Raw genomic sequence first — 24,748 nt, forward strand, 5'->3', positions numbered from 1 at the left:
CCATGCAGTGGTGCGGGAGTCCCTCCGGCGCTGACGCCGTCGGCGCCGGAGGGGGAGGGGAGAGGACGTGCGGATGGCGTCGAGGACGGGCACGGCCGGCCCGGGCGTCGAGATGACCCGGGTGGGGGACCGGTGGCGGGTGACCCGGCCGTGGCCGGCCAGGTTGCGCCCGTTCCTGCACAGCTACGCGGGCTACTGGGAGGCGGCGGCCGCGCCGTACCGGGTGCGGCTGGTTCCCACGGGCCGGGCGGTCGTGCTGATCAGTCTGGGGGAGCCGTTCGCCCAGGTCCGCCGGCTGGGGGAGGCGGGTCGGGGCAGCGCGGTGACCGGCTCGCTGGTCGCCGGGCTGGAGGACGGGCCCCGGGTGTGTGACCACCCTGGTGGCCAGGAGGCGATCCGGCTCGAATTGACCCCACTGGGCGCCTACCGGCTGTTCGCCGTGCCGATGAGCGAGTTGACCAACAGGGTGGCCGGCCTCGGCGACGTCCTCGGCCCCGAAGGCGGGGTGCTGGTGGAGCGGTTGGCGGCCGCCGGCAGCTGGCAGGCCCGGTTCGACCTGCTGGACGACGCGCTGGCGGCCCGGATCGAACGCGGCCCGGACCCCGCTCCCGAGGTGGGCCACGCCTGGCGACTGCTCTCCCGCGCCGGCGGTGCGGTACCGGTCGCCCGGATCGCGGCGGAAGTCGGATGGAGCCGGGGCCACCTGGTACGCCGGTTCACCGAACAGATCGGCCTGACGCCCAAGACGTCGGCCCGCGTGCTGCGCTTCCACCGGGCCGCGGGGCTGCTCGCCCGCGAGGGCGTGAACCTCGCGGAAGTCACCGCCACCTGTGGTTTCTACGACCAGGCCCACCTCAACCGGGAGTTCCGGGACCTGGCCGGGACCACTCCCGCCCGGATGGCCGCCGCCCGGGTGGCGGAGGGAGCCGTCGCGCTGTGAGGGGCGAGGTCACATTCGTCCAAGCCAGGCCGCCCGCACGTCGGTAGTGTCCCCGTTCGTAGCCGGTCAGGCACCCGCACCCACGGCTCTGAGGGGGAGTACTCGATGGAGAACCTGCTGCGCATCCTGGTGTCCGGCGCGCTCACAGGAGGCTTGATCGCTGTGGCGGGGGCCCTCGGCCAACGTCGCCGCAGGCGCCGGGAGGGCGGTGGACCGGACGGCCGCTGACGGGGAGCGGGGCCACCGCGGACCGTGGCCCGGCGCGGACCGGGGCCACTGCGCACCGGAGCCCGGCGCGGGGGAGGGGGCCGCGCCGGGCTCCGGTCGGCGCGGTCGGCGCGGTCGGTGCGGTCGGAGGGGGAGCGGCCGCGCCGCGCCGCAGTGGTGGCCGGTCGGGGGTCGCGGCGCCACCGTGCGGCCCCGGAGGGCGTGTCACCGGCCCGGAGGGGCCTCCCGTGCGAGATCGTCTCCCCGACGGTCGGCGAGCGCGTGCGCGGAGGTGGTCCCGGTGGAGGCGAACGACGACGGGCAGGGCCGCCCCGGGCCCGCCCCCAGGCCGCGGCGCGCACCCGCGGTCCGGTTGCCCGCTGCCCCGCCGCCGGGACCCGCGCGTCCCGAATTCTGGCGCAGCCCGCTGCGGGGACCGTGGCTGACAGCCGTGTTCGGGCTCGTGCTGCTGGTCGGAGTCATCCTCCTGTTCGTGACGGGCCTGCTGTCGTACGCGGCGTACAACCCGGATCTGGCGCCGGTCAACGACCAGACTCCGGACAAGGGATGGCTCGGCTTCTACCTGTTCTCCTGGCCGACCTCGCCGCACTGGCTCTACCGGCTGACCCAGGGCCTGCACGTCGTCCTCGGGATCGTGCTCGTTCCGGTGCTGTTGGCGAAGCTCTGGTCGGTCATCCCCAAACTGTTCGAATGGCCGCCCGTGCGGTCGGTGAGCCACGGCATCGAGCGCCTGTCACTGCTCCTGCTGGTGGGCGGCGCGGGCTTCGAGTTCGCCACCGGCATCCTCAACGTGCAACTGCACTACATCTTCCCGGGCTCCTTCTACACCCTGCACTTCTACGGAGCGTGGGTGTTCATCGGTGCCTTCGCCGTGCACGTCGCCTCGCGGCTGCCGCGAGCGGTCCGCGCCGTACGCGCCCCGGGCGCGCGGCCGGCGGCCGGTACCCCGGAGGCGGCCGGGCTGGTCTCACCCCGGCCGGCGGCGGCGACCATCTCCCGCCGCGGGGCCGTCGGCATGGTCGGGCTCGGTTCCCTGGCGCTGTTCGCGGTGACGGCCGGGCAGAGCGTGGGCGGCCGGTGGCGCCGCACCGCGCTGCTCGCCCCGCACGGCCTGGACCCCGGCTCCGGGCCGAACGGCTTCCAGATCAACAAGACCGCGGCTTCCGTCGGCATCCGGCCCAGTGACATCGGCCCCGCCTGGCGGCTGACCGTACGCGGCCCGGGCCGCCAGGTGGTGCTGACCCGGGAGGATCTGCTGGCCATGGAGCAGAACGAGGCGGCCCTGCCCATCGCCTGCGTCGAGGGGTGGTCCACCTCCGACCAGTTGTGGAGCGGGGTACGGCTCACTGCTCTGGCGGCACTGGTCGGGCCGGGCACGCAGGCCCCGCAGGTCCTGGTGGAATCGGTGCAGCGAGGAGGGTCGTTCAGCTCGGTGGCCCTGCGGGACAACCAGGTGCGCGACCACCGCTCGCTCCTCGCCTTGCGCGTCAACGGGGCAGTCCTCTCGCCCGACCACGGCTACCCGGCCCGCGTCATCGTCCCCGGCGCCCCCGGCGTCAACAACACCAAATGGGTCACCCGCCTCACCTTCGGAGAGCCGGCATGAGCGGTGCGACCTCGTTCCGCCGGTGCTACGGAGCCTCCCCGCTGCACCTGCTGCTCGTACTGGCCTCCTTCGCCCTCACCGCCCACGCGGGCGTGCGCCTGCTCGAGGGGGACACCGTGGGCGTGGCCCTGTGGTTCGTCGGGGCGGCGCTCGTGCACGACCTCGTGCTGCTCCCCCTGTACTCCGTGCTCGACCGGGCCGCGCAGCTTCCGGGTGCGCCGTGGCCGGACGTGAACCACGTACGCGTCCCGGCCTTCGTCTCGGGGCTCCTGCTGCTGGTCTGGTGGCCGCTGATCCTGCGCCGGGTCGGCCACTACACCGCGGCCACCGGGCTCCCGGCCGACGGCTTCCTGGGACGCTGGCTGCTGATCACCGCAGCCCTCTTCGCCGCCTCGGCAGCGGTCCTCCTGGCCCGCAGGTGGCACGCGGCGCGGCCTGCACGGGCGGCGCGCCGCCGGCGTCAGGCCCGCAGCACGCCGCGGTGGCCGCGGCGCCGACGCCGCTGAGCGCGGGCGCCGGCGCGGGCATGCGCAGGCAGGTACGGGCCGGTACGCGCCGTGAGGCGGCGCAGGATCCGGGCGACGAGCCGGGGACCGGCCCGCGGCGAAACGTTCCTCGGGTGAAAGACGGCGTCCAGTCGGGTGAGGGGGTCGGCCGGAGCCGGTGACCGGGACGGGTGGCTCCGCTACAACCTGGCGGCGTGAACCCCAACCTCCTGCGGGCCCTGCCCGCCGCTGCACTCGCCTTCGCCGCGTTCATCCCCCAGGCTGCCGCCGTGGCGACGGCACCGGCTGCCGGCGGGCCCGATCCGATCGTCTTCGTACACGGCTGGAACAGCGACGGTTCCACCTGGAACACCATGGCCGACCGCTTCCGCTCGGACGGCTGGCCGGCCGGCCGCCTGGACCAGTGGAGCTACCCCACCTCCCAGTCCAACGTCACGACCGCCCACCAGCTCGCCGACGAGATCGACCGCGTCCTCGCAGCCACCGGCGCCGCCAAGGTCGACCTGGTCACGCATTCCATGGGCTCCCTCTCCTCCCGCTACTACCTCAAGAACCTCGGAGGCGAGCACAAGGTCGACGCGTGGGTCTCCCTCGCCGGCCCCAACCACGGCACGGGCGCCGCAATGCTGTGCGGCGGCGCGTCCTGCGTCGAGATGCGCCCCGGGTCGCGCTTCCTGGGCGAGCTCAACGCCGGTGACGAGACCCCTGGCTCACCCCGCTACGCCACGTGGTGGTCGAAGTGCGACAGCATCATCAGCCCCGACAGCAGCTCCGTCGCCCTCGACGGCGCGGTGAACACCGAGACCGGATGCGTGCAGCACACGGCCTTCCCCGCCGACGCCAGGGTCTACGAGGAGGTCAGGGCCCACGTCGGCTGAGCGGTCATCGACCGGCGGTTCACCACCGAACGGGTGGGATCCCGCGGACCCGGCCCAGATGCACGTGCTGCCCGGAGGCTGCGGCGGGCCGTCCGGGGCAGGCTCGCCCTGTAAGCGAGCACGAAACAGGACGAAGACGAGGAGGCCCACCGTGGCCATCGCATGGGACGAGTACCTGGCCCAGGTCCAAGAACGCGGCCAATATCCGACCGCACGTGAAGCCGAGCGCTCCACCCGGGCGGTGCTGGCCACCCTGGGCGGCCACCTGGCGGACGGCGAGCGCGAGGAACTCGCCGCCCAGCTCCCCGCCCCCTGCTCGCCGCCCCTCCTCGACGCGGTCCCGGCGACCTCACCACTGGGGCCGCCGGAGTTCGCGGAAGCGGTCGCGCTCCTGATCGAGGGCGCGACCCCCGACACCGCGCACTGGGACAGCGGCGCGGTCCTCAGTACCGTGGCCGACGTCGTCGACGCGGACGTTCTCCAGCGCGCGCTCGCCCAGCTGCCGCCCGGGTACGCGCTGCTGTTCGGCCTCCCCGAACCGGTCTGACGAGGGCCGCCCGTCGACTAAGGCGCGGCGGTGGCAGCGGCGGTGTCCGTGGCGGGAACCGTGCCGGCTTCGGCGTCGGCGCCCGCCTCGGACACCACCCCCTGCGCGGAGGGCCGGACGGCGGTGTACATCACCGAACCCTGACGGTGTTCCTTCTCCACCTGCCCCTTCTTGACGAGTCCTTCCAGGGTGTTGCGGACCACTTGACCGGAGGCCTTGCGGCCGGCGTGCGCCCGCGCCAGATCGGCGGTGACCTCGCTCACCATGCGGGGTTCGGCGGCCTGCACCAGGAGGGCGTGGACGAGTTCGCGCAGCGGGGGTTCCTCCGCCCCGGCCGGCTTCCTGGTGCCGGGCAGGGCGGCATCGGGCTTGCGGGCGGCCGCCTTGCGGGCAGCGGGTTTGCGGGCGGCCGGCTTGCGGACGGCGGCCTTGGCTTCCGCGGCGGGTACGGCAGCGCCGGAGTCCTTCTTCGCCCGCGCCGCGCCGCCCGTGCTCTTCTTCGCCCGGCGGGGCCGAGGAACGGCGCCCGTGGCGTCCGTCGCGGGCGAGGCCGCGACCGTGGCCTCCACGGCGCCGGCGGGGGGAAGTACGCCCTGTACTCCGCAGAGCCAGTTCTCGTCCGACTTGAGTTGCCTCAGGCGTGCTTCGAGTTCCTCGATCTGCGCGGTCAGGTCCGCCTGTTCCTTGCGGTTGGTTTCGAGATCGGCGGCGAACCGCTGCGCGTACAGGTCGTGGATGGGCGTGGTGACAGGCTCGTCGGCCATGTGCGGCTCACTTTCCTCATACCTCACGGTGGTGCTTCCGGATGCTACCCAGACGCAAGCCGTTCTTTACCCGAAACCCGCACCACGCTTCCCGCACCGACCGGTAAACACGGACAGGTTGACCCGGTGGCGAGGCCGACCCCGAGCGCCCGTAGGGGCTTCGCCGCGGCCGCCGCCCCCGTCACCGCATGACGCGCGGGAGGCGGAGGCTGAGCAGTACCGTCACCGCGATCAGGCCGAGTTGGACCAGCAGGGTCGTCATGACGGCGTCCCGCATCCCCACCGACTCCGTCAGCGCGAGGAACAGGCTGCCCAGGGTCGCGACGCCGAGGGCCAGCGCCGACTGCTGCGTGGTCACCATCACCCCGCTGCCCACACCGGCCCGGTCGGCCGGTACGTCCGAAAGCATCAAACGCATCAGTACGGGCAGTTGGAGACCCTGGCCGAGACCCGCCACCGCGACACCCGGCGCCAGGGCGAGGAGCCCGAGCTCGGGCCAGTCGCCCCGGACCGCCAGCAACAGCAGGCCGATGCCGAGGGCTTGGAGTACCCCGCCGACGGTGACGACCCGGCTGCCGTAACGGCCGATCAACCGCGGTCCGGCCAGCGAGGCCGAGAAGAAGGCGAGCGCCATCGGCACCAGCGCGAGCCCCGCCGGCACCGGCCCCATCCGCAGCCCCTGCTGGAGCGACACCGCGATGACGAACATGAACCCGCTGAACCCGATCGAGAACGGCACCACCATCATCAGGCCGCGTCGCAGCGATTCCAGCCGCAGCAGGCTCGGCGGGACCAACGGGGTCCGCCCGAGGCGGTCGGCACGGCGCTCGGTCAGGTAGAAGGCCACGGCCGCAGGCGGGAAGACAGCCAGCGAGACCCACGTCCACAGGGGCCATCCGGCCGCCCGGCCCTCGGTCAGCGGCAGCAGCAGGGACACGAGGGAGAGCGCCAGCAGCAGCGTTCCCGGTACGTCGACCGTGGCGGGCCGGTTCGACCGGGTCTCCGGAACGGCGCGGACGGCCAGCACCAGCCCCGCCAGCACGACCGGGACGTTCACGAGGAACACCGAACGCCAGCCGGAACCGGCCACGTCGGCGGCGACCAGCACGCCGCCGAGGATCTGCCCGGCGACCATCGACAGCCCCGCGGTCGCACCGTAGAGGCTCATGGCGCGGGCCCGGCGCGGCCCCTGCGTGGTGGCCTGGATGGTGGCGAGGACCTGCGGCAGCATGAGCGCCGCCGACGCCCCCTGCGCCACCCGCGCCGCGACCAGCGTCCAGGCGGTGGGCGCCAGGCCGCAGGCCAGCGACGTGACGCCGAAGGCGGCCATACCGGCCAGGAACAGCCGGCGGCGTCCGATCGTGTCGCCGAGGCGGCCGCCGAGGACGAGCAGTACGGCGTACGTGACTCCGTAGCCGCCGACGATCAGTTCCAGCAGGGCGGGGCCGGCGGCGAGGTCGCTGTCGATGGCCGGCAGCGCCACGTTGACGATGAAGAAGTCGATCAGTGGGAGGGCCGCGCCCAGCAGCACGGTGAACAGCCCGAGGGCCCCCAGCGCCGCTTCGTGGCGGACGACGGGGACGGAGGTGGTGCCCGTGGTGGTGGCCGGGCCCGAGGGGAGCCGAGGGGGCGAGGGGTCGGCGCGCCGCAGGGTCGCTCGGGTCGCTTGGGTCGTGTTCGTTGCTTCGCTCACGAGGAAGACGATCCACCCGCGCTCAGCCTGGTACCAGAGTCTCCTTATCCTGGTACCAGCAGTACCTGGCAAGGGGATGCGAGGTGCGGCACCCTGGAACCATGACCACTGTGGCCCCCGAAAGCGACATGCGCCGGCACGAACTGGCGGACTTCCTGCGCAGCCGCCGGGAGCGGATCACCCCCGAGCAGGTGGGCCTCGTACGGGGCCGCCGCCGTCGCACCCCCGGACTGCGCCGCGAGGAGGTCGCGCAGCTCGCCGCCGTCGGCGTCACCTGGTACACGTGGCTGGAGCAGGCGCGCGAGATCCAGGTGTCCCCGCAGGTGCTCGACGCGCTCGCCCGTGCCCTGCTGCTGGACCGCAGCGAACGCGCGCACCTGTTCGCCCTGGCCGGCGGTGTCGATCCGGCGCCGCTCACGCCCTGCCCGAGCGTGACGCCGGCCCTGCGGGCGATGCTCGACCAGCTGGACCCGATCCCGGCCGCCGTACAGAACAGCCGGTACGACATCCTCGCGTACAACCGGACGTACGGGCAGCTGCTGTGCGACCTCGACCGGGTGGCGCCCGAGGACCGCAACTGCCTGTGGCTGGCCTTCACCGACCAGGACTGGCGGGACGCCGTGGTGGAACTGCCGGAGACGAACCGGCTGATGGCCGCGAAGTTCCGGGCCTCGATGGCCGAGCACCTGGCCGAGCCGGCCTGGAAGGCGCTGCTGGCGCGGCTGGAAGCGGCGTCGCCCGAGTTCAGGGAGATCTGGGCGCGGCACGAGGTGGTCGGCCAGGGCGGGAAGTCGAAGTACATCCGCAACCGCCACGTGGGGCTGTTGCACCTGGAACACACCAACCTGTGGCTGGGTCCGGCGGCGGGACCGCGGCTGGTCACCTACGTACCGCTGGACGAGGAGACCCGGGAGCGTCTCGAACGCCTGCGGTCCCTGTCGCTCGTCCCGGCCTGAGGTACGGGCCGCGGCGCGGACGTGTCGCGGGCGCGGTGCGCCGGCGCGTGCGGTGAGGATCGGGCCATGGGTTTCGTACTGCCGGTCCTCTTCGCGCTGTTCGCGGCGCTCAGCAACGCGCTCGCGACCGTGCTGCAGCGGCGGGCGGCGCTCACCGTCCCCCAGGGCCGGGGCCTGCGGTTCGGCCTGATCCGCGATCTGCTGCGGCGGCCGGTGTGGATCGCCGGGATCCTCGCGGTGATCGCGGCCGGCGTCGGGCAGGCCGCGGCGCTGGCCACGGGCGCGCTGTCCCTGGTGCAGCCGCTGTTCGTACTGGAGCTTCCGCTCGCGCTGCTGATCGCCTCGATGGTCGCGCGGAGCCGGCTGCCGGGCCGGATGTGGCTCGCCGTGGCGGGCGTGGTGGCCGGGCTCGCGATCGTACTGGTGGCCGCATCACCGGCCGGGCAGCACACGCATGTCCCGGTCGACCGCTGGGCGCCGGCCATGGCGGCGTGCGCGCTGGCGGTGGCGGTGCTCGCGGTGGTCGGACTGCGGCGGCCGCCCGGCCGGATGCGGGCCGGGTGCCTCGGCGCGGCCACCGCCGTCTGCTACGCGCTCACGGCCGCGCTGATGAAGTCGGCCGTGCGGGTGCTCGACGAGCACGGCGTCGTCGCGTTCCTGACGACCTGGGAGACCTACGCCTTCGGCGCGACCGGCATCTGCGCCCTGCTGTTCCTCGAACACGCCATGCAGGGCGGCCCGCTGGTCGCGTCGCAGCCCGCCTTGACCCTCGGCGACGCGGGCGTGAGCGTCGCGCTGGGGGTGCTGCTGTACGAGGAACACCTGCGCACCCACTGGTGGCTGCTCCCCCAACTGCTGGGCGTGGCCCTGATCTGCGCCGGGGTGCTCGCTCTGGCCCGGGCCGGCGCGAGCGCCGACTGAGGGCCGCGGGGTCACCGGCCCGCTCGCCCGGCCCGGGCCTGACGTGGGCGACGCGGCGGACGGTGGAGACCATCGGGACGGCGAACCGGCGGCCCGTGTCAGCGTGGCGGCGGTCGAGTGTCCGCGCATGCGCCACGAAATCCCCGCGCGCCTGTGCTCCGGGGCAACCGGGGGTGGGGCGGGGGCGTCCCAATGGGTGGGGGTGGTGGGGGTGCATGACGGTGGCCGGCGGGTTCGGCGGGCCGGTACGGCGGTACTGCCGTGGGTGGCCGCCGGCGGTGTGTACGGGTGGGCGAGCTGGTGCTACGGGGGCTCCTCGGCGCCCTCGGGCGCCGTCGCGCTGGTGGGCGGCGCCGTACTGGTCCTCGGCTGCTGCGCGGCGTACGCCGTGCTGGTCGGAGGCAGCGGCGGGTTCTTCGGGGCGCTGCTGCTGTCCCTGGGGATGCTCCTGACGGTGGCGGCCGCCGACCAGGCGGCTGCCCGGCCGGCCACCGCCACCTGCGCCGTGCGGGAGGTGCACACCAAGGTGCAGCACTCCGCCGGTGAAGGCGCTCCGCCCACGCGGACGGTGTACCGCTTCGTCCTCGGCTGCCCGGGCGGCTACCCGGCCGAGTTGAAGGAGGACCGGGCCGTGGCGGAGGTCGGCGACCGGGTCGAGGTCGCCTACGATCCCGCGCAACGGGTCTCCGCGGAGCTGGAGGGGCGGACCACGCCCTGGAAGCCCGCTGCCTGGGCCGCCGCCCTGCTCGGCCTCAGTACGGTGATCGCCTGGGCGAAGCGGGCCCCGGAGGGGCCCTCGGACCGTCTCAGAACCAGTTGACGGCCAGGGCGAAGGCCGTACCGGCGGCGGCCCCGGTGGAATCGGTGGCGCTCGCGGTGACCGTGACCGTGCCGCTGCTCCAGGGTTTGCCCGAGACGCGCCCCGACGCCGGGTCGAGGGCCAGGCCCCACGGAAGACCGGAGGCGGAGTACCGGACGGGGGGCTTCCCGCCGGTGGCGGTCAACCGGATGGTGCAGGACTGGTTGAACTTGCACGTCTGCGGACCGGGGCTGGGGAACTTCAAGCCATCGGGCGTCGGGGTCGGGGTGGGAGTGGGGGTCGGCGTGGGAGTGGGGGTCGGGTCGGAACCACAGCCCGGCGCTGCCTCCGGCGGCAGCGGTACCCGCCAGATCTGCGTGTCGTTCTCCGAGCCGACGAGCAGGTCGGAGCAGTCCGCGTACGTCACCGTCTCGCCTTGCGACTGCGCGGGCAGGGCGACGTCCGCGAGCTTGCCCCCCGCCGCGTCGTACACGGTGGCGGTGTTGGCGCCCAGCGGCCCGCCGCTGCGCAGGGTGTACGAGGTCCCCGTCGGGGAGAACGCGCCGTCGGTGGCGAACACCGGGCCCGGCCGGACCGCGGTGAGGGTGTTGAGCTGCCCGGTCACCGGAGGCAGCGGGGCCTGGTACAGCCGGCCCGCCGCGCCGATGACCTTGCTCGCCACGTAGAGCCGCCCGGAGACGGGGTCGGCGAGCAGCGACTCGGCGTCGTGCCTGCCGTCGGCGTACGCGAAGCGGTAGGTCACCGGCGTCACCGTGGCGTTGGCCAGCTGGTCGGGTTCGGCGAAGGAGTGCACCGTGATTTCTGCGCGGCCGGCGAGGTTGTCCCCGATGTCGCCGACGAGGATCGCGGGGCCGCCCGAGGCGTCCTTGCCGATCGCCAGCGCCTCCCAGTCGGTGTTGCCGACGCCGGAGACCGTGAAGGTGGCCGCGAGCCGGCCGGTGGTGGAGCCGCAGTCGATGGCGAAGACCTGGTTGGTGTTGCCGCTGTCGTTGACGGCGTAGAAGACACCCGGGTGTTTGTGACTCATGGCGAGACCGCTGAGCTCGGTGAGACCGCCGGGGAGCGTGCACTTCTTCTCCGGCGCCGGGGGCGCGGCCGCCGCCGTGGCGGTGGCGCTGCTCATCCAGGCGGCGGACGGCAGGATCGTGGCGACGGCCGCGGTCGCGAGGGCGGCGGCGGCCAGGCGGGGCGTGAGGAGTCGTGGCATGCGCCCCATGTGAGGGTGTGTCGGCAAGGGGCGCCAGGCCCAACGGCCCACCGTTCGCGCATCGTTCGATGCCGGGCGGGCATTCCTTCCGTCAGCGCACGGGTTCCCGTACGGGCGCATCGTGCACGGCGTGCGCGATGAAGGCGCGGGCCGCCCGGCTCAGCGGCCGGCGGGCGTGCGCGATGCCCACGGGGCGCAGCAGGGGCGGGGTGAACGAGCGGATCTCGGCCCGGCTGCCGAACGCCCTCGACACCACGTCGCGGTACCAGATCACGGAGCCGCGCCCGTCGGTCACGCCCGTCACCCACGCGAGGCGCTCATCCACTTCCAGACACGGTACGGGCCGCACGCCCAGGCAGCTGAACATGGCCTCCATCTCGGTGCGCCGGCCGGTCCCCGGGGTGGGCAGCACCATCGGCAGGCCGTCGAGCAGGCGGAACGGAAGGGGCTGCGGCAGGCGGGAGCCGATCGGCGAGATGAGCACCACCTCCCGCTCCTGGATGAAATGGGCCGAGAACTCCTTGTCGACGGGCAGGTCGACCAGCGCCAGCTCCGAACGCCCGTTGCCGACTTCGGCGGTCAGCGCCTCTCTGCTGTCGTGCTGGCGGACCCGGACGTCCACGGTCGGATGCCGTTCGGTGAAGGCGGTGACCAGGTCGGTGGCCAGATCGAGGGCGAGGGTGGGGGTCGTGACGAGGGTCAGGGCGGCCCGTGCGCCCTTCCCGTGGGGGTTGCCTATGTCGTCTATGGCGTCCACGGCGTTGAGGACCGTACGGGCCAGCCGGACGACCCGGGCCCCCTCCGGTGTGAGGTCCACCCCCCTTCCCCGGCGGGCGAGGAGCTCCACGCCCAGATCGCGTTCCATGGCCTGGACGGCACGCGACAGTGCGGACTGGGCGACGAAGACCGAGGAAGCGGCGCCGGTGATGGACCGGCAGTCGGCGACGGCGACGAGGTAGCGCAACTGTACGAGTGTGGGGGTCATGACCGGACGGTAACCGCGTGCGGCCGCACTCGTAAGTGCCAGTCGCGTGAACAACTGCCGTGCCATCGGCGGTCGTTCATACAGGGAGGGGCGGCCGGGTATGCCGGCGCGGCATGCCCGCGGGCCCGCCCCGCGCCGGTCTGCGGGCCGGGGCCGCCCGGCCGGACGGGTAACGCCCCAGGCCACGGCGCACCGAAGGCCGGTTCAGGTGTCCCGGCCCGCGGCGGGCGCCCGCCGATGGTGTGAAGCAGGCGATTCCGCATGCCTGTTGACAGTGTGAGGCGGCCCCCGCACGATGCAACGCGGCGTGAGGATGTTCGACAACCGAACAAGACCGGTACCGACGGCGGGTCGCCCGGCCGATGTACGAGACGGCCGCGCCCTCCCTTGCCACAGCCCTGCGCCCTTCCGTTCTTCCGCCCCGTACTGCGCCACGTACACAGCACTGGAAGAGGAGCGTCCGTGACCCCCCAGCCCCCGCATTCCGCCGCCACCCGTGACCTCGTCGTCGCCGTCAGCCCCTTCGAGGAGCCGCACCCGAGGATCGTGACCGCAGCCGAGCGGGCCGGGGCCCTGGGGCTGCTCGACCTCGGCCGGGAGCCGGGCGCGGCGCGGCGCGGCTTCGCGGAACTGGCCCGCAGGCTGGGGGCCGGGCGGCGCTACGGAGTACGGGTACCCGCCGCCTGCCCCACCCGGCCGCAGGATCTCCCGGCCGAGGTGGACACGGTGCTGCTCGCAGACCCCACGAACCACACCGCGACCGAGGTGGCCGCCTGGGCCGCGGCGGCCGGACGGCCCCGGGTCTGGGCCGAGGTCACCAGCCGGGCCGAAGCCGCGGCCGCCGTGGCCGCAGGCGCGGGCGCGCTCGTCGCCAAGGGCCACGAAGCCGGGGGCCGGGTCGGCGGCGCCACCACCTTCGTGCTGCTCCAGCAGCTGCTCGGGGACCCGGACGTCGGGGTGCCCGTACGGGCCCTCGGCGGGATCGGCCCGCACACGGCGGCGGCCGCCGTCGCGGGCGGAGCGGCCGGGGTCCTGCTCGACGTACAACTGGCCCTGACCACCGAAGGGGAGGCGGGTCTGCCCGGGCAGGTGGCCGCCGCGCTCAGGGCGATGGACGGCTCCGAGACGCGGCTCGTCGACGGACACCGCGTCTACGCGCGGCCCGACCTGGAACCGCCCGAAGGGCCCGTGTACGCCCTGCTCGGCGCCCGGGACCTGCGGACGCAGCTGCTGCCGGTCGGGCAGGACGCGGCCTCGGCCGCCCGGCTCGCCGGGCACCACCGGACCACGGGCGGCGTGCTCCGGGCCGTCCGGGCCGCCATCACCGGACACCTGTCGGCGGCGGTGTCGGCCCGGCCGCTCACCCGGCCGTCGTCCGTCGCACAGGGCCCCATGACCCGGGTCAGCGACCAGGCCGCCTTCGCCGGGGCGGTGGCGGCCGCGGGCGGGGTCCCTTACCTGGCGCTCGCGGTGATGGAGGGCCCGGACGTACGCCGGCTGCTGGCGGAGAGCGCCGAACGGCTCGGGAAACGCCCTTGGGGCGTGGGCCTGCTCGGCTTCGCCCCGCCGGAACTCAGGCGCGAGCAGCTGGCGGCCGTCGCCGAGGCCCGGCCGCCGTACGCGATCATCGCGGGCGGCACCCCGGCGCAGGCAGCGCCGTTGGAGTCCGCAGGCATCCGCACCCACCTGCACGTGCCCTCACCGGGGCTGCTGGAGCGGTACCTCGCCGAAGGGGCCCGCCGGTTCGTGTTCGAGGGGCTGGAGTGCGGCGGGCACGTCGGACCGCGAGCCTCCTTCCCGCTGTGGGAGGAGCAGATCGAACGGCTGCTGGCCTGCCCCGAACCGGAAGCGCTGGACGTGCTGTTCGCCGGGGGTATCCACGACGAGCGCTCCGCGGCCATGGCGGCGGCGGCCGCCGCACCACTGGCGGCGCGCGGCGCGCGGGTCGGCGTACTGATGGGAACGGCCTACCTGTTCACCCGGGAGGCGGTGACGGCCGGCGCGGTGCTGCAGGGCTTCCAGCGGACGGCGGTGGAGTGCACGCGCACCGTGCTGCTGCACACCGCGCCCGGCCACGCGACGCGCTGCGCGGCCACGCCCTACGCCGACACCTTCGAGGAGACCCGGCGCCGGCTCGTGGAGAGCGGCACTGAACCGCGCCGGATGTGGGAGGAGCTGGAGGGCCTCAACCTGGGCCGCCTGCGGATCGCTTCGAAGGGCCTGCGGCGGCCCGCGGCCGATGACGTCGCGGGGGCCCGGCCGGAGGGCACCGCGTTGGAGGCTGTCAGCGCCGAACAGCAGTACGCGGAAGGGCTGTTCATGCTCGGGCAGGCCGCGACCCTGCGTACCTCGACCACCACCGTCGCCGCACTGCACGCCCAGGTGACCGAGGGGGCGACCGCGCTCCTGGAGCGGCGGGCCGCCGAACTCGCCGGACCGGAGCCCGCCCCGGAGCCCGGGCCCGACCCCCTCGACGTCGCCGTCATCGGGATGGCCTGCGCCTACCCCGGCGCCCCCGACCTCGCCGCCTACTGGGCCATGGTGCTCGCCGGGACCGACGCCGTGACCGAGGTACCGGCCGAACGCTGGGACCCGGCGCTCTACTACGACGCCGACCCGGCGCGGGCCGGCGAGCGCACCCCCTCCCGCTGGGGCGGCTTCCTCGGGCGGCTGCCCTTCGACGCCCTCGCCTACGGCATACCGCCCGCGTCCCTCACCGGCATCGAGCCGGTCCAGCTGCTGGCCCTGGAGATCTCCGCCCGCGCCCTCGACGACGCCGGATACGGCAAAGGGCGCGAGTTCGACCGCTCCCGCACCTCCGTGGTCTTCGGGGCGGAAGCCGGCACCGAACTGGCCGGCGCGTACGGACTGCGCGCCCTGCACCCCGCCTACCTGGGGGAGCTGCCCCCGGCGCTGGACGAGCAACTGCCGCACCTGACCGAGGACTCCTTCCCCGGGGTCCTCGCCAACGTCATCGCCGGCCGCGTCGCCAACCGCCTCGACCTCGGCGGCGCGAACTGCACGGTCGACGCCGCCTGCGCCTCCTCACTGGCCGCCCTGGACCTCGCCTGCCGCCAACTGCGCGACGGGGACTCGGACATGGTGTTGTGCGGCGGCGCCGACGTGCACAACGGCATCAACGACTACCTGATGTTCGCCTCCGTGCGCGCCCTGTCGCCCGGCGGCCGCTGCCGGCCCTTCGACGCGGCCGCCGACGGGATCGCCCTCGGCGAGGGCGTCGGCGCGCTCGTCCTGAAACGGCTCGCGGACGCCGAACGTGACGGCGACCGGGTCTACGCCGTGATCAAGGCGGTCGGCGCCGCCAGCGACGGCCGCTCGCTCGGTCTGACCGCACCCCGGCCCGAAGGCCAGAGGCGAGCGCTGGAACGGGCCTACGAGCGCGCCGGGATCAGCCCGGGCGAGGTGGGGCTGGTCGAGGCGCACGGCACCGGCACCGTGGTCGGTGACAGCACGGAACTGACCGTCCTCAGCGACCTGTTCACCGCATCCGGAGCCCAACCCGGCTCCTGCGCACTGGGCTCGGTGAAATCGCAGATCGGGCACACCAAGTGCGCGGCGGGCCTGGCCGGGCTGATCAAGGCGGCCCGGGCGGTCCACACGGGCGTGCGCCCCCCGACCCTGCACGTCGACACCCCGAACCCTGCCTGGCAGGCCCGGACCAGCCCCTTCTCCTTCACCTCCGAAGCCCGGCCCTGGCCGGAGCCCCCGCAGCGGCGCATCGCCGGCGTGAGCGCCTTCGGCTTCGGCGGAACCAACTACCACGCCGTGCTCACCGGTCACGGCACGGCCGAGGAACCCGCGCACGGGCTGGAACAGTGGCCGGCCGAACTGTTCTGCTTCCGCGGCGAGGACCGGCGCGCCGCCGGCCGGGCGATGGCACGCCTCGCGGGCCGCCTGGAGGAGAACGACGCGGCCGGGCGGCCGTGGGCGCTGCGCGACCTAGCCGCGGAGGCCGCCGCCGACCCCGGGCCGGTCCACGTGGCGGTCGTCGCCGCCGACCACGACGAACTGGCGGCCCGGCTGGAGCGGGCGCGGACCTTCACCGCGGGGGAAGGGGTCCACGTACGGCAGGAGACTGCCGACCCGGGGCGGGTGGCGTTCCTGTTCCCGGGACAGGGCAGCCAACGCCCCGGCATGCTCGCCGAGCTGTTCACGGCCTTTCCCGCGCTGCGCGGGCTCCTGGACGAGGCGCCGGCCGGGGTGGTCGCGGCGATGTTCCCACCGGCGGCTTTCACCCCCGAGGAGCGGGCCGCACGACGGGCGGCGGTCACCGACACCCGGGTCGCCCAGCCGGCGCTCGGCCTGGCCGGGGCGGCGGCGCACCTGCTGCTGCGGGACCTGGGCGTACGGCCGGACTGCGTGGCCGGACACTCGTACGGGGAGCTCACCGCGCTCTGGGCCGCCGGGGCGTACGACACGCCGGACCTGCTGAGGCTCAGCGTCCGCCGGGCCGAGGCGATCGTCGCGGCCGCCGGGGCGGATCCGGGGTCGATGGCGGCGGTGTCGGCGGCGCCGGAGGAGGTACGGGAGGTGGCGGCACGCACCGGGTGCGTGGTGGCGAACCACAACGCGCCCCGGCAGTGCGTGATCTCGGGCCCGACACGGGCCGTCGCCGCGGCGGTGGCGGCGCTGCGCGGGGCGGGCCTGTCGGCCGAACCGCTGCCCGTGGCCTGCGCGTTCCACAGCGGGGTGGTGGCGGGAGCGGCGGGCGACCTGGCGGCGGAACTGGCGGTGACGGCGGTGTCCGCGCCGGGCGTCGAGGTGTGGTCGAACACCACGGCGGGCCCGTATCCCGCCTCGGCCGATGAGGTACGAAGCCTTGCCGCGCGCCAGCTCGCGGAGCCGGTCCGGTTCGTCGAGCAGGTGGAGGCCATGTACGCGGCCGGCGTCCGGACGTTCGTGGAGACGGGCCCGGGCCGGGTTCTCTCCGCGCTGCTGGGCCGCATCCTGCACGGGCGGCCGCACACGGTGGTGCCGCTGGACGTGCCGGGCGAACACGGGCTGGTCCGGCTGGTGACGGCGCTGGCCGAGCTGGCGGCGGCGGGCGTGCCGGTCGCCCCGGACGCCCTCTTCCGCGGCCGCACCTCCCGCCTGCCGGACCGTGCCCCGCGCCGCCCGGGATGGCTGGTCGACGGCCACCTCGTCCGCACCTCGGACGGCGCCCCGCTCCCGGGCGGCCTGCGCCCGGCGGTCCGCGTCACCCCGCCGCCGGGGGCCGAGCCCCTGCGGGGTGCGGCCGCGGGCGGCGCCGCGCAGGCCGGCCGGGGTCCCGCCGACGCCGTGAACGGAGTGCCGGTGATCACGGGCCCCGAGCCGGCGGGGTGGGCCGTCCCGGGCCCGGCTCCGGTCGGCGACGGCGCGAGCGCAATGCCGGTCCTCACTGGTTCCGAGCCGGTCGCGCGGGCGGCGGCCACGGGTCCCGGCGCCGAGCAGGCGGTCCTGGAGTACCTCCGCGGAAGCCGCGAACTGGTCCACGCACAGCGGGACGTCCTGCTGGCCTACCTCGGCGCGGCGGCGCCCGCAGGCGCCCGGATGCCGGGTCCGGAAGCGGCCCCGGCGCCCTCGGCCCACAACGGCCGGCCCCTGAGCCGGCCCGATGCCCGGCCAGACGGTACCGCCGCCGGGCAACCGGCCCCGCGGGCGGCGACCGTGCCGCCACCCTCCGCCGGGGTGACGGGCCCGGCCGTTCCCGACACCCGGGCGCCGCAGGCCCACGACGGGCACCGGTCGGCCGAGGAGGTGATGGACCTGGTGCTGGAGATCATGCACGCCCGGACGGGATACCCCCGGGACATGCTGGATCCGGCTCTGGACCTGGAGGCGGACCTCTCGATCGACTCCATCAAGCGGGTAGAGATCACCGGCGCGCTCGCCGACCGGATCGGGCTTCCGCAAAGCCTTGACGGTACGGCCGAGTCCGCGGTCGAGGAACTGTCCCGCATCAAGACGCTGCGCGGCATAGTCGACTGGGTCGTCTCCCGCACCTCCACGCCCGGGGAAGCCCCGCCGGACCACGCGGTCGTACCGGCGGCCCCGGCCCCGGAACCGGCCCTCGCGGGGGCGGCCACCGGCCTGCCACCCGCGCCCACACCACCCCCACCGCCCGCCCCGGCAGCCCGACCGGCCCCGCCGGCGGACGCGGCCGCACCGCTCAGCCGCCTCCGGGTCGTTCCCGTACCCCTGCCCGCGGCCGCCGGCGTCCCCGACGTGCTGCGCGGACTGCGCATCGGGATCGTCGGCGACGGCCAGGGCGTCGCGCCCGCGCTCGCCGGGGTCCTGCGGGACCACGGGGCCGACGTGCGCCCGCTCGCCGAAGCGGAGGCCGCCCTGGACGCCGTCGTGGACCTGTCGGCGCTGGCGCCCGAGGGGCCCGACGCCGAGCCCGTGCTGCCCGGGGCCTTCCCCGGGCTGCGCAGGGCACTGACCGGCGGGGTGCGACGGCTGCTCCTCGTCACCGCCCCCGGCACCCGCGGCGCGGGCCTGCACGGCTTCGCCCGCAGCGCCGCCCTCGAATTCCCCGGCGCGCTGATCAGAGCCGTGGAGGTACACCCCAAGGAGGCCCCCGAGCAGATCGCGGCGCAGCTGCTGGCCGAGCTGACCTGCGAGGCGGTGGCCGCCGACGGCGCCCCCGCGTCCGTCGCGTACACCGCCCAGGGGTCGCGGTTCGCCCGCCTCCCGCAGCCCGCGCCCCTGCCCGCCACCCCCGCGTCCGCGCCCCTCGACGCCCGCTCCGTCGTGCTGCTCACCGGCGGCGCCCGCGGGATCACCGCCCGCACCTCCCTCGCGCTGGCCCGAGCCACCGGCTGCCACGTGGAGCTCCTCGGCCGCACCCCCGAACCGCCCGCCGCCGGGGACGGGTTCGGCCACGCGCACGACCGGGTCGCGCTGCGCGCCGCACTGATCGCCACCGGGCTCCGCAAGCCCGCCGAGATCGAGGCGGCGGCCTCCCGGATCCTGGCCGAGCGCGAGGTACGGGCCACCCTGGACGCCCTCGCCACGGCGGCGGCCTCGGTCCGCTACCACCAGGGCGACGTCACCGACGCCCGGACCGTACGGGCGGTCGTCGCCGACATCCGCGCCCGGCACGGCCGGCTCGACGGCATCGTGCACGGCGCCGGAATCCTGCGCGACGGGCTGCTGCGCGACAAACGCCCCGCCGACTTCGCCGAGGTGTTCACCACCAAGGTGGCCGGCGCCCGCCACCTGGCCGCCGCGGCCGCCGAACACGGTACGGCGCCCGCACCACGGTTCCTGGCCCTGTTCGGCAGCGTCGCCGGGGTCTACGGCAACCGCGGCCAGAGCGACTACGCCGCGGCCAACGACGCCCTCGACGGTCTCGCGCACAGCTGGGCGGAGTCCTTCCCCGGCCGGGTCCTGGCCGTCGACTGGGGACCCTGGGCGGCGGAGGCCGGCGGCATGGTCACCCCCGAGCTGGAACGCGCGTACGCCCGGCGCGGCGTCCCGCTGATCACTGCGGAGGCCGGCAGCGCCGCCTTCCTCGCCGAACTCGCGCACGGAGGCGACGTACAGGTGGTCCTGATGGCGCAGGAGGCCCTCACGGCGCGAGAGGGGCGCGGCGATGAGTGACGGGCACCACCGCACCGGCCCGCGCCCGACGGACGCCGCGATCGTCGGGATGGGCGCCGTCTTCCCCGGGGCGGCCGACCTGGCCGGATACCGCCGCAACCTCCTCGCGGGCACGGACTGCATCGGTGAAGTCCCCCCGGGCCGCTGGGATCCGCAGGTGTACTACGACCCGGACGGCGCCGGTGCCCCCGTGACGGGCGACCGCTTCTACTGCCGGCGCGGCGGCTTCGTCGACGGCCTCGCCGCCTTCGATCCGACCCGCTTCGGCATCATGCCGGCGGCGGTGGAGGGCGCCGAGCCGGACCAGATGCTGGCCCTGCACGCCACGGCCGAGGCCATCGCCGACGCGGGTGGCGAGGACCGGCTGCCCGCCGACCGCTCCCGGATCGGCGTGGTGCTGGGGCGCGGCGGATTCATGGGAGTGGCCACGGCCCGCCTGGACCAACGCGTGCGTACGGCGCACCAGTTGGCGCAGACGCTACGGGAACTCGCGCCGGAGCTGGGCGAGCACCGGATCGCGGCGGTGCGGTCGGCCTTCCAGGAGGCTCTCGGCCCCGAGCGGCCGGACGCCTCGATCGGGCTGGTGCCGAGCTTCACCGCCGCCCGTACCGCGAACCGGCTGGACTTCCGGGGCCCCGCCTACACCCTGGACGCCGCCTGCGCCTCCTCCCTGCTGGCCGTGGACCAGGCGGTGGGGCTCCTGGCGGCCGGACGCTGCGACGCGGTGGTCGCGGGGGCCGTGCACCACTGCCACATCGCCACCCTCTGGAGCGTGTTCACGCAGCTGCGGGCGCTCAGCCCCAGCGAACGCATCCGGCCCTTCGACCGCCGCGCCGACGGAACACTGCTGTCCGAGGGCACCGGGGTCGTGCTGCTGAAACGGCTCGCGGACGCGGAGCGCGACGGGGACCGCGTCTACGCGGTGGTCCGCGGCACCGCAGTGGCCGGGGACGGCCGGGCGGCAAGCCTGATGAGCCCCCTGGTCGCCGGCCAGGTGCAGGCACTGGAGCGGGCCTGGCGACAGGCGGGGCTCGACCCGCGGGCACCGGGCGCGCTCGGGCTGCTGGAGGCGCACGGCACCGGCACCCCGGTCGGTGACACGGCCGAACTCGACACCCTGGCCCGGGTCTTCGGGCCGGTCGATCCGGGTGACGCGCGCCGCATCGGCTTCGGGTCCGTGAAATCGATGGTCGGGCACACCATGCAGGCCTCCGGCATGGCGGGGCTGATCAAGGCGGCCCTCGCGGTGCACGAGGGGGTGCTGCCGCCGACCCTGCACCTGGAGGAGCCGCACCCGGACCTCGTACGGACCCGGATGCGTCCGGTGGCGGTGGCCGAGCCGTGGGAGCGCGGCCCGGAGCCCCGCAGGGCCGGGGTCAACGCCTTCGGCTTCGGCGGGATCAACGCGCACGTGGTGCTGGAGGAGGCCCCGGCGGCCGCGCGTCCGGTGGCTCCGGTGCGGCGGTTCCTGCCGCTGGGAACCGCGGCCGCGCCGGTGGGGCCGGCCCGCGCGGGGGAGGACGTACTGCTGCTGGCGGCGGACAGCCCGGCGGAACTGGCCCAGCTGCTCTCGGAGCGGCTGACGGACCCGTCACCGGGCCGACCGGCCACGCCGACGCCGGCACCGGCACCGGCACAGGGACCGCCCCCGGCGTCGCGCGGCGACGGGCCGTGCCGGCTGGCGGTGGTCGGCCCGACGCCCCAGCGGCTCGCGCTGGCCGCGAAGGCCGTGGCGCGCGGCCGGCCCTGGCGGGGGCGCGGCGACGTATGGTTCGCACCGGAGCCGCTCGGCGGCCGGACGGCGTTCCTCTTCCCGGGCCTGGAACCGGAGTTCGCACCCGTACTGGACGACGTCGCGGACCGGATGGGTATGGCCCGGCCCCCGCTGGGCCGGGGCTCCTCCCTCGTCGAACGCGCCCTGGACGCGATGGCGACCAGCCGGTTCTTCGCCCGGGTCCTGCCCGCGCTCGGCATCGAGGCCGACGTCCTCGCGGGCCACAGCATGGGGGAGTGGGCGGCGATGGTGGCCGCCGGCATGTATCCGCAGGAGGCGGCCGACACCTTCCTCTCCTCCCTGCGGCCCGGCGACCTCCTCGTCCCGGACCTGGTCTACGCGGCACTCGGCTGCGGTGCCCGGCGGGCGCAGGCGGCACTCCACGGCCTGGACCGGGTCGTCGTCAGCCACGACAACTGCCCGCACCAGTCGGTGATCTGCGGGGACCCCGGACAGGTCGCCTCAGCGGTGGCCCGGTTGCGCGGCGATGGGGTGCTCGGCCAGGAGCTGCCCTTCCGGTCGGGGTTCCACACCCCGATGTGGGAGCCCTACCTCGACCAGGTCCGGGGCGCCTTCGAGCGGCTGCCGCTGCGGGCCGCCTCCCTCCCCGTCTGGTCGGCGACCACCTGCGCGCCGTTCCCCCCGGAGCCGGCCGGGGTACGGGAGCTGGTGGTCCGCCACCTCCTGGAGCCCGTCCGCTTCCGCGAGCTGACCCTGCGGCTCTACGAGGACCAGGGAGTCCGCCGCTTCGTGACGCTGGGCCCCGGCAGCCTGCCGGGTTTCGTCGAGGACACCCTGCGCGAACGCCCGCACCTCTCGGTCGCCGCGTCCTCGCCCCGGCTCGGCGGCCTCCCGGCGCTGCGCCGCGCCTGCGCCGCCCTGTGGAGCGACGGGCACGCCCCGCGCTGGGACCTGCTGGCCGAGGCGGGAGCCGACGCAGGGACCACCGGACCGGGGAGCGAAGCGGCGGCGGCCCCTGCCGCCCCGTCGGCGCCGTCCCCCGTCGCGCGCCGCGCCGTGCCCCTGGACCTCGGTTCCCCGCTGGTCCACCTCGGCGAGGCGGCCCGCACCTCCCTGGCCGGCCTGCTGACGCCCGCGTCCCCGACCCCGCCGGCCAAGCCCACCACCCCCCGACCGGTGCTGCTGTCCGCCCTCGACGCGGTACTCGCCGACACGGGCGCGGCCGCGCGGAGCGTCACCGGGGCCTGGGCGGCGCTACGGCCCCCGGACACGGCCCCTGACGGAGCGGTCCCCGTCGGCACGGGCGGCGCCGTGGCCAGGGAACTCCTGCGGTTGTCCCTCGCCGAGCTGCCCTACGTGCGGGACCACTGCGTGTACCTCCAGCCGGACGGCTGGCCCGAGGACTCCGACCGGTTCCCCGTGGTGCCCATGACCACCATGCTGGAGCTGGCCGCCGGGGCCGCCCTGCGGCACGCCCCGCCCGGCCTCGCCGTCGTCGGCTACGAGGACGCCCGGGCCCTGCGCTGGCTCGCCGTCGAACCGGCCGTGGAGGTCGAGGTCACCGTACGGGGCGACGGCCCGGGGCGGGCGCGCGTCGCCCTCGGCGAGTACGCGAGCGTGGTCGTACTGCTCGGCCCGCGGTACGAGCCGCCGCCCGCGCCCGACCCCACCCCCCTGCGCGATCCGGGGCCCGCCCCCGTCAGCGCGCAGGCGCTGTACCGCGACCGGTGGATGTTCCACGGCCCCCGCTTCGCCGCCGTGCACGAGGTGCGGTCCGTGGGCGCGGACGGTATCGAAGGGGTCCTGCGGGCCCTCCCCGACCCGGGGGCGCTGCTGGACGCCGCCGGGCAGCTGTTCGGCCACTGGATGCAGCTGCGGCTCCCGGTGGACCGGCTGGTGTTCCCGGCCACCGTGGGCCGGGTCCGCTTCTTCGGGCCCCCGCCGGCCCCGCGGGAGCTGGTCGACGCCACCGCCCGCATCCGCGAGGTGCGCGCGGTCACCGTGCGCGGTGACGTCGAGCTGCGCCGCGCCTCCGGCGAGGTGTGGGCCCGGATCGAGGGGTGGACGTACCGCCGTTTCGGCGCCGACGAGCGGGTCTGGCCGATGAAGTTCACCCCGGAGGTGTGCGGCATCGGCGAGCCCCGGCCCGAGGGATGGTGCCTGGCCCGCCGGCGCTGGACCGACCCCGCCTCCCGGGAGCTGGTGATGCGCCGTTACCTCGGCGCCGCCGAACGGGAGGTCTTCGAGCGGCTGTCGCCGCGCGCCCGGGAGCCGTGGCTGCTGGGCCGGATCGCCGCCAAGGACGCGCTGCGCCAGGCGTTGTGGGACGCCGGAGCGGGACCGGTGTTCCCGGTGGAGGTGCCGGTCGGCAACGATCCGGCGGGCCGGCCGCTGGCCCGGGGCCCGCTGACCGGCGGCCTGCGCCTGTCGATCGCGCACAAGGACCGGATCGCCGTCGCCCTCGCCCACCCCTCGCGGACGGTCGGCATCGACGTGGAGCCGGTGACCACCGACCCGCAGGCGCTGGTCCGCATCGCCTTCGGCCCGGACGAACTGCGCCTCGCCGAAGCGCTGGCCGCCCGGGACGGCACCGGCCCGGCTGCCGCACTGACCGCACTGTGGTGCGCCAAGGAGGCCGCCGCGAAGGCGGAGGGCGGCGGGCTCGGCGGCCGGCCCCGCGCATGGCGGGTGACGGAGGACGGTGACGTCGCGGACGGCGGCGCCCTGCTGGTGCGTTCGCCCGACGGACGCCCGTACCCGGTCCGCACCACCCGGCTCACCCTGGAGCCGCTCGACTACGTCGTGGCCTGGACCGTCGGCCCCGCGGCGCCACCGCCCGTCCCCTTCCCCCTCACGGAGGTCCGTCATGGCACCTGACATCCTCGCCGAGATCACCTCGATGCTCGTGGAGATCGTCGGCGACGAGTACCTGCTTGCCGAGGAGGTCACGATGAAGACGACGTTCAACGAGGACCTGGCCCTGGAGAGCGTCGAGTTCGTCGCGCTCGCGGAGCTGCTGCACCACCGCTACGGCGCCGAGGTGGACCTGATGGGCTTCCTGGCGGAGAAGGACATGGACGCCATCCTCGCGATGTCCGTCGGTGAACTCGTCACCCACATAGGCCGGATCACGCACACCTGCCTCCCCCAGGCCCCGGCGCGCACCACATCCGGCACGCCGGCCGGCACAGCGCCCGTCACGCCCGCTGCCGTCACTCCCGCGCCCGTCACTCCGGCGCCCGTCACTCCCGCAGCCGACGCTTGCGCGCCCGACGTCCCCCCACGCGACGTCCCCCCGCGCGCCGTCCCCGCGCCCGGAGCGTCCCCCCTCCCCACCTCGGCCGGCTGACCCGC

General features: G+C 75.4%; 15 protein-coding genes. 11 read left to right on the plus strand and 4 right to left on the minus strand.

From position 1 onward, the window contains the following. Positions 1-73 precede the first annotated feature (73 nt). The 5 genes from OHA81_RS28805 (at position 74) to OHA81_RS28825 (ending at position 4,705) form a co-directional block, all read left to right on the plus strand. Complete coding sequence (locus OHA81_RS28805) at positions 74-940, plus strand: helix-turn-helix domain-containing protein (RefSeq protein ID WP_329200690.1); 867 nt, start codon at positions 74-76, stop codon at positions 938-940. A gap of 580 nt (positions 941-1,520) precedes the next feature. Next, entirely contained in the window at positions 1,521-2,774 is a 1,254-nt protein-coding gene (locus tag OHA81_RS28810) for a molybdopterin-dependent oxidoreductase (protein ID WP_329202591.1), read from the plus strand. Beyond that, positions 2,771-3,280 carry a hypothetical protein gene (locus OHA81_RS28815; RefSeq protein WP_329200692.1) on the plus strand — a complete coding sequence of 170 codons (510 nt, stop codon included), beginning with the start codon at positions 2,771-2,773 and terminating at the stop codon, positions 3,278-3,280. The genes OHA81_RS28810 and OHA81_RS28815 overlap by 4 nt, the downstream gene beginning before the upstream one ends. 194 nt (positions 3,281-3,474) lie before the next feature. Further along, a complete protein-coding gene (locus OHA81_RS28820) occupies positions 3,475-4,158 on the plus strand; it encodes an esterase/lipase family protein (protein ID WP_329200694.1) in 684 nt (227 codons plus the stop codon). 151 nt (positions 4,159-4,309) lie between these two features. Next, a complete protein-coding gene (locus tag OHA81_RS28825) occupies positions 4,310-4,705 on the plus strand; it encodes a DUF2267 domain-containing protein (protein WP_329200696.1) in 396 nt (131 codons plus the stop codon). 17 nt (positions 4,706-4,722) lie between these two features. On the opposite strand, the gene OHA81_RS28830 is transcribed toward OHA81_RS28825, so the two are convergent. Beyond that, the gene (locus tag OHA81_RS28830; RefSeq protein ID WP_329200697.1) at positions 4,723-5,469 is read right to left on the minus strand and encodes a hypothetical protein; all 747 of its coding nucleotides are present in this window, start codon (positions 5,467-5,469) and stop codon (positions 4,723-4,725) included. Positions 5,470-5,650: 181 nt separating this feature from the next. Beyond that, on the minus strand, positions 5,651-7,024 hold the full coding sequence (locus OHA81_RS28835; protein ID WP_329202593.1) for an MFS transporter: 1,374 nt from the start codon (positions 7,022-7,024) through the stop codon (positions 5,651-5,653). 239 nt (positions 7,025-7,263) lie between these two features. Between OHA81_RS28835 and OHA81_RS28840 the strand changes: the two genes are divergently transcribed. The 3 genes from OHA81_RS28840 to OHA81_RS28850 all read left to right on the plus strand — a co-directional run bounded on the left by OHA81_RS28840 (position 7,264) and on the right by OHA81_RS28850 (position 9,859). After that, a complete protein-coding gene (locus OHA81_RS28840; protein ID WP_329200699.1) occupies positions 7,264-8,118 on the plus strand; it encodes an MmyB family transcriptional regulator in 855 nt (284 codons plus the stop codon). A 66-nt stretch (positions 8,119-8,184) separates the two neighbouring features. After that, positions 8,185-9,039, plus strand: a complete 855-nt coding sequence (locus OHA81_RS28845) for a DMT family transporter (protein ID WP_329200701.1) — start codon at positions 8,185-8,187, stop codon at positions 9,037-9,039. A gap of 205 nt (positions 9,040-9,244) precedes the next feature. Beyond that, positions 9,245-9,859, plus strand: a complete 615-nt coding sequence (locus OHA81_RS28850) for a DUF3592 domain-containing protein (RefSeq protein ID WP_329200703.1) — start codon at positions 9,245-9,247, stop codon at positions 9,857-9,859. Here OHA81_RS28850 and OHA81_RS28855 read toward each other — a convergent pair. Both OHA81_RS28855 and OHA81_RS28860 read right to left on the minus strand, forming a co-directional pair. Then, positions 9,846-11,066, minus strand: a complete 1,221-nt coding sequence (locus OHA81_RS28855; RefSeq protein ID WP_329200704.1) for a putative Ig domain-containing protein — start codon at positions 11,064-11,066, stop codon at positions 9,846-9,848. The two genes, OHA81_RS28850 and OHA81_RS28855, sit on opposite strands and share 14 nt — an antisense overlap. A gap of 91 nt (positions 11,067-11,157) precedes the next feature. Further along, entirely contained in the window at positions 11,158-12,051 is an 894-nt protein-coding gene (locus OHA81_RS28860) for a LysR family transcriptional regulator (protein ID WP_329200705.1), read from the minus strand. Between the two features lie 462 nt (positions 12,052-12,513). Between OHA81_RS28860 and OHA81_RS28865 the strand changes: the two genes are divergently transcribed. From OHA81_RS28865 to OHA81_RS28875, 3 genes are read left to right on the plus strand one after another with little or no spacing between them, the layout of a single operon-like run. Next, the gene (locus OHA81_RS28865) at positions 12,514-19,659 is read left to right on the plus strand and encodes an SDR family NAD(P)-dependent oxidoreductase (RefSeq protein ID WP_329200706.1); all 7,146 of its coding nucleotides are present in this window, start codon (positions 12,514-12,516) and stop codon (positions 19,657-19,659) included. Then, positions 19,652-24,271 carry a polyketide synthase gene (locus OHA81_RS28870; RefSeq protein WP_329200707.1) on the plus strand — a complete coding sequence of 1,540 codons (4,620 nt, stop codon included), beginning with the start codon at positions 19,652-19,654 and terminating at the stop codon, positions 24,269-24,271. The genes OHA81_RS28865 and OHA81_RS28870 overlap by 8 nt, the downstream gene beginning before the upstream one ends. Next, the gene (locus tag OHA81_RS28875; RefSeq protein ID WP_329200709.1) at positions 24,261-24,743 is read left to right on the plus strand and encodes an acyl carrier protein; all 483 of its coding nucleotides are present in this window, start codon (positions 24,261-24,263) and stop codon (positions 24,741-24,743) included. The genes OHA81_RS28870 and OHA81_RS28875 overlap by 11 nt, the downstream gene beginning before the upstream one ends. Positions 24,744-24,748: the final 5 nt, after the last annotated feature.

Source organism: Streptomyces sp. NBC_00667 (genome assembly GCF_036226825.1).
Lineage (GTDB): Bacteria > Actinomycetota > Actinomycetes > Streptomycetales > Streptomycetaceae > Streptomyces.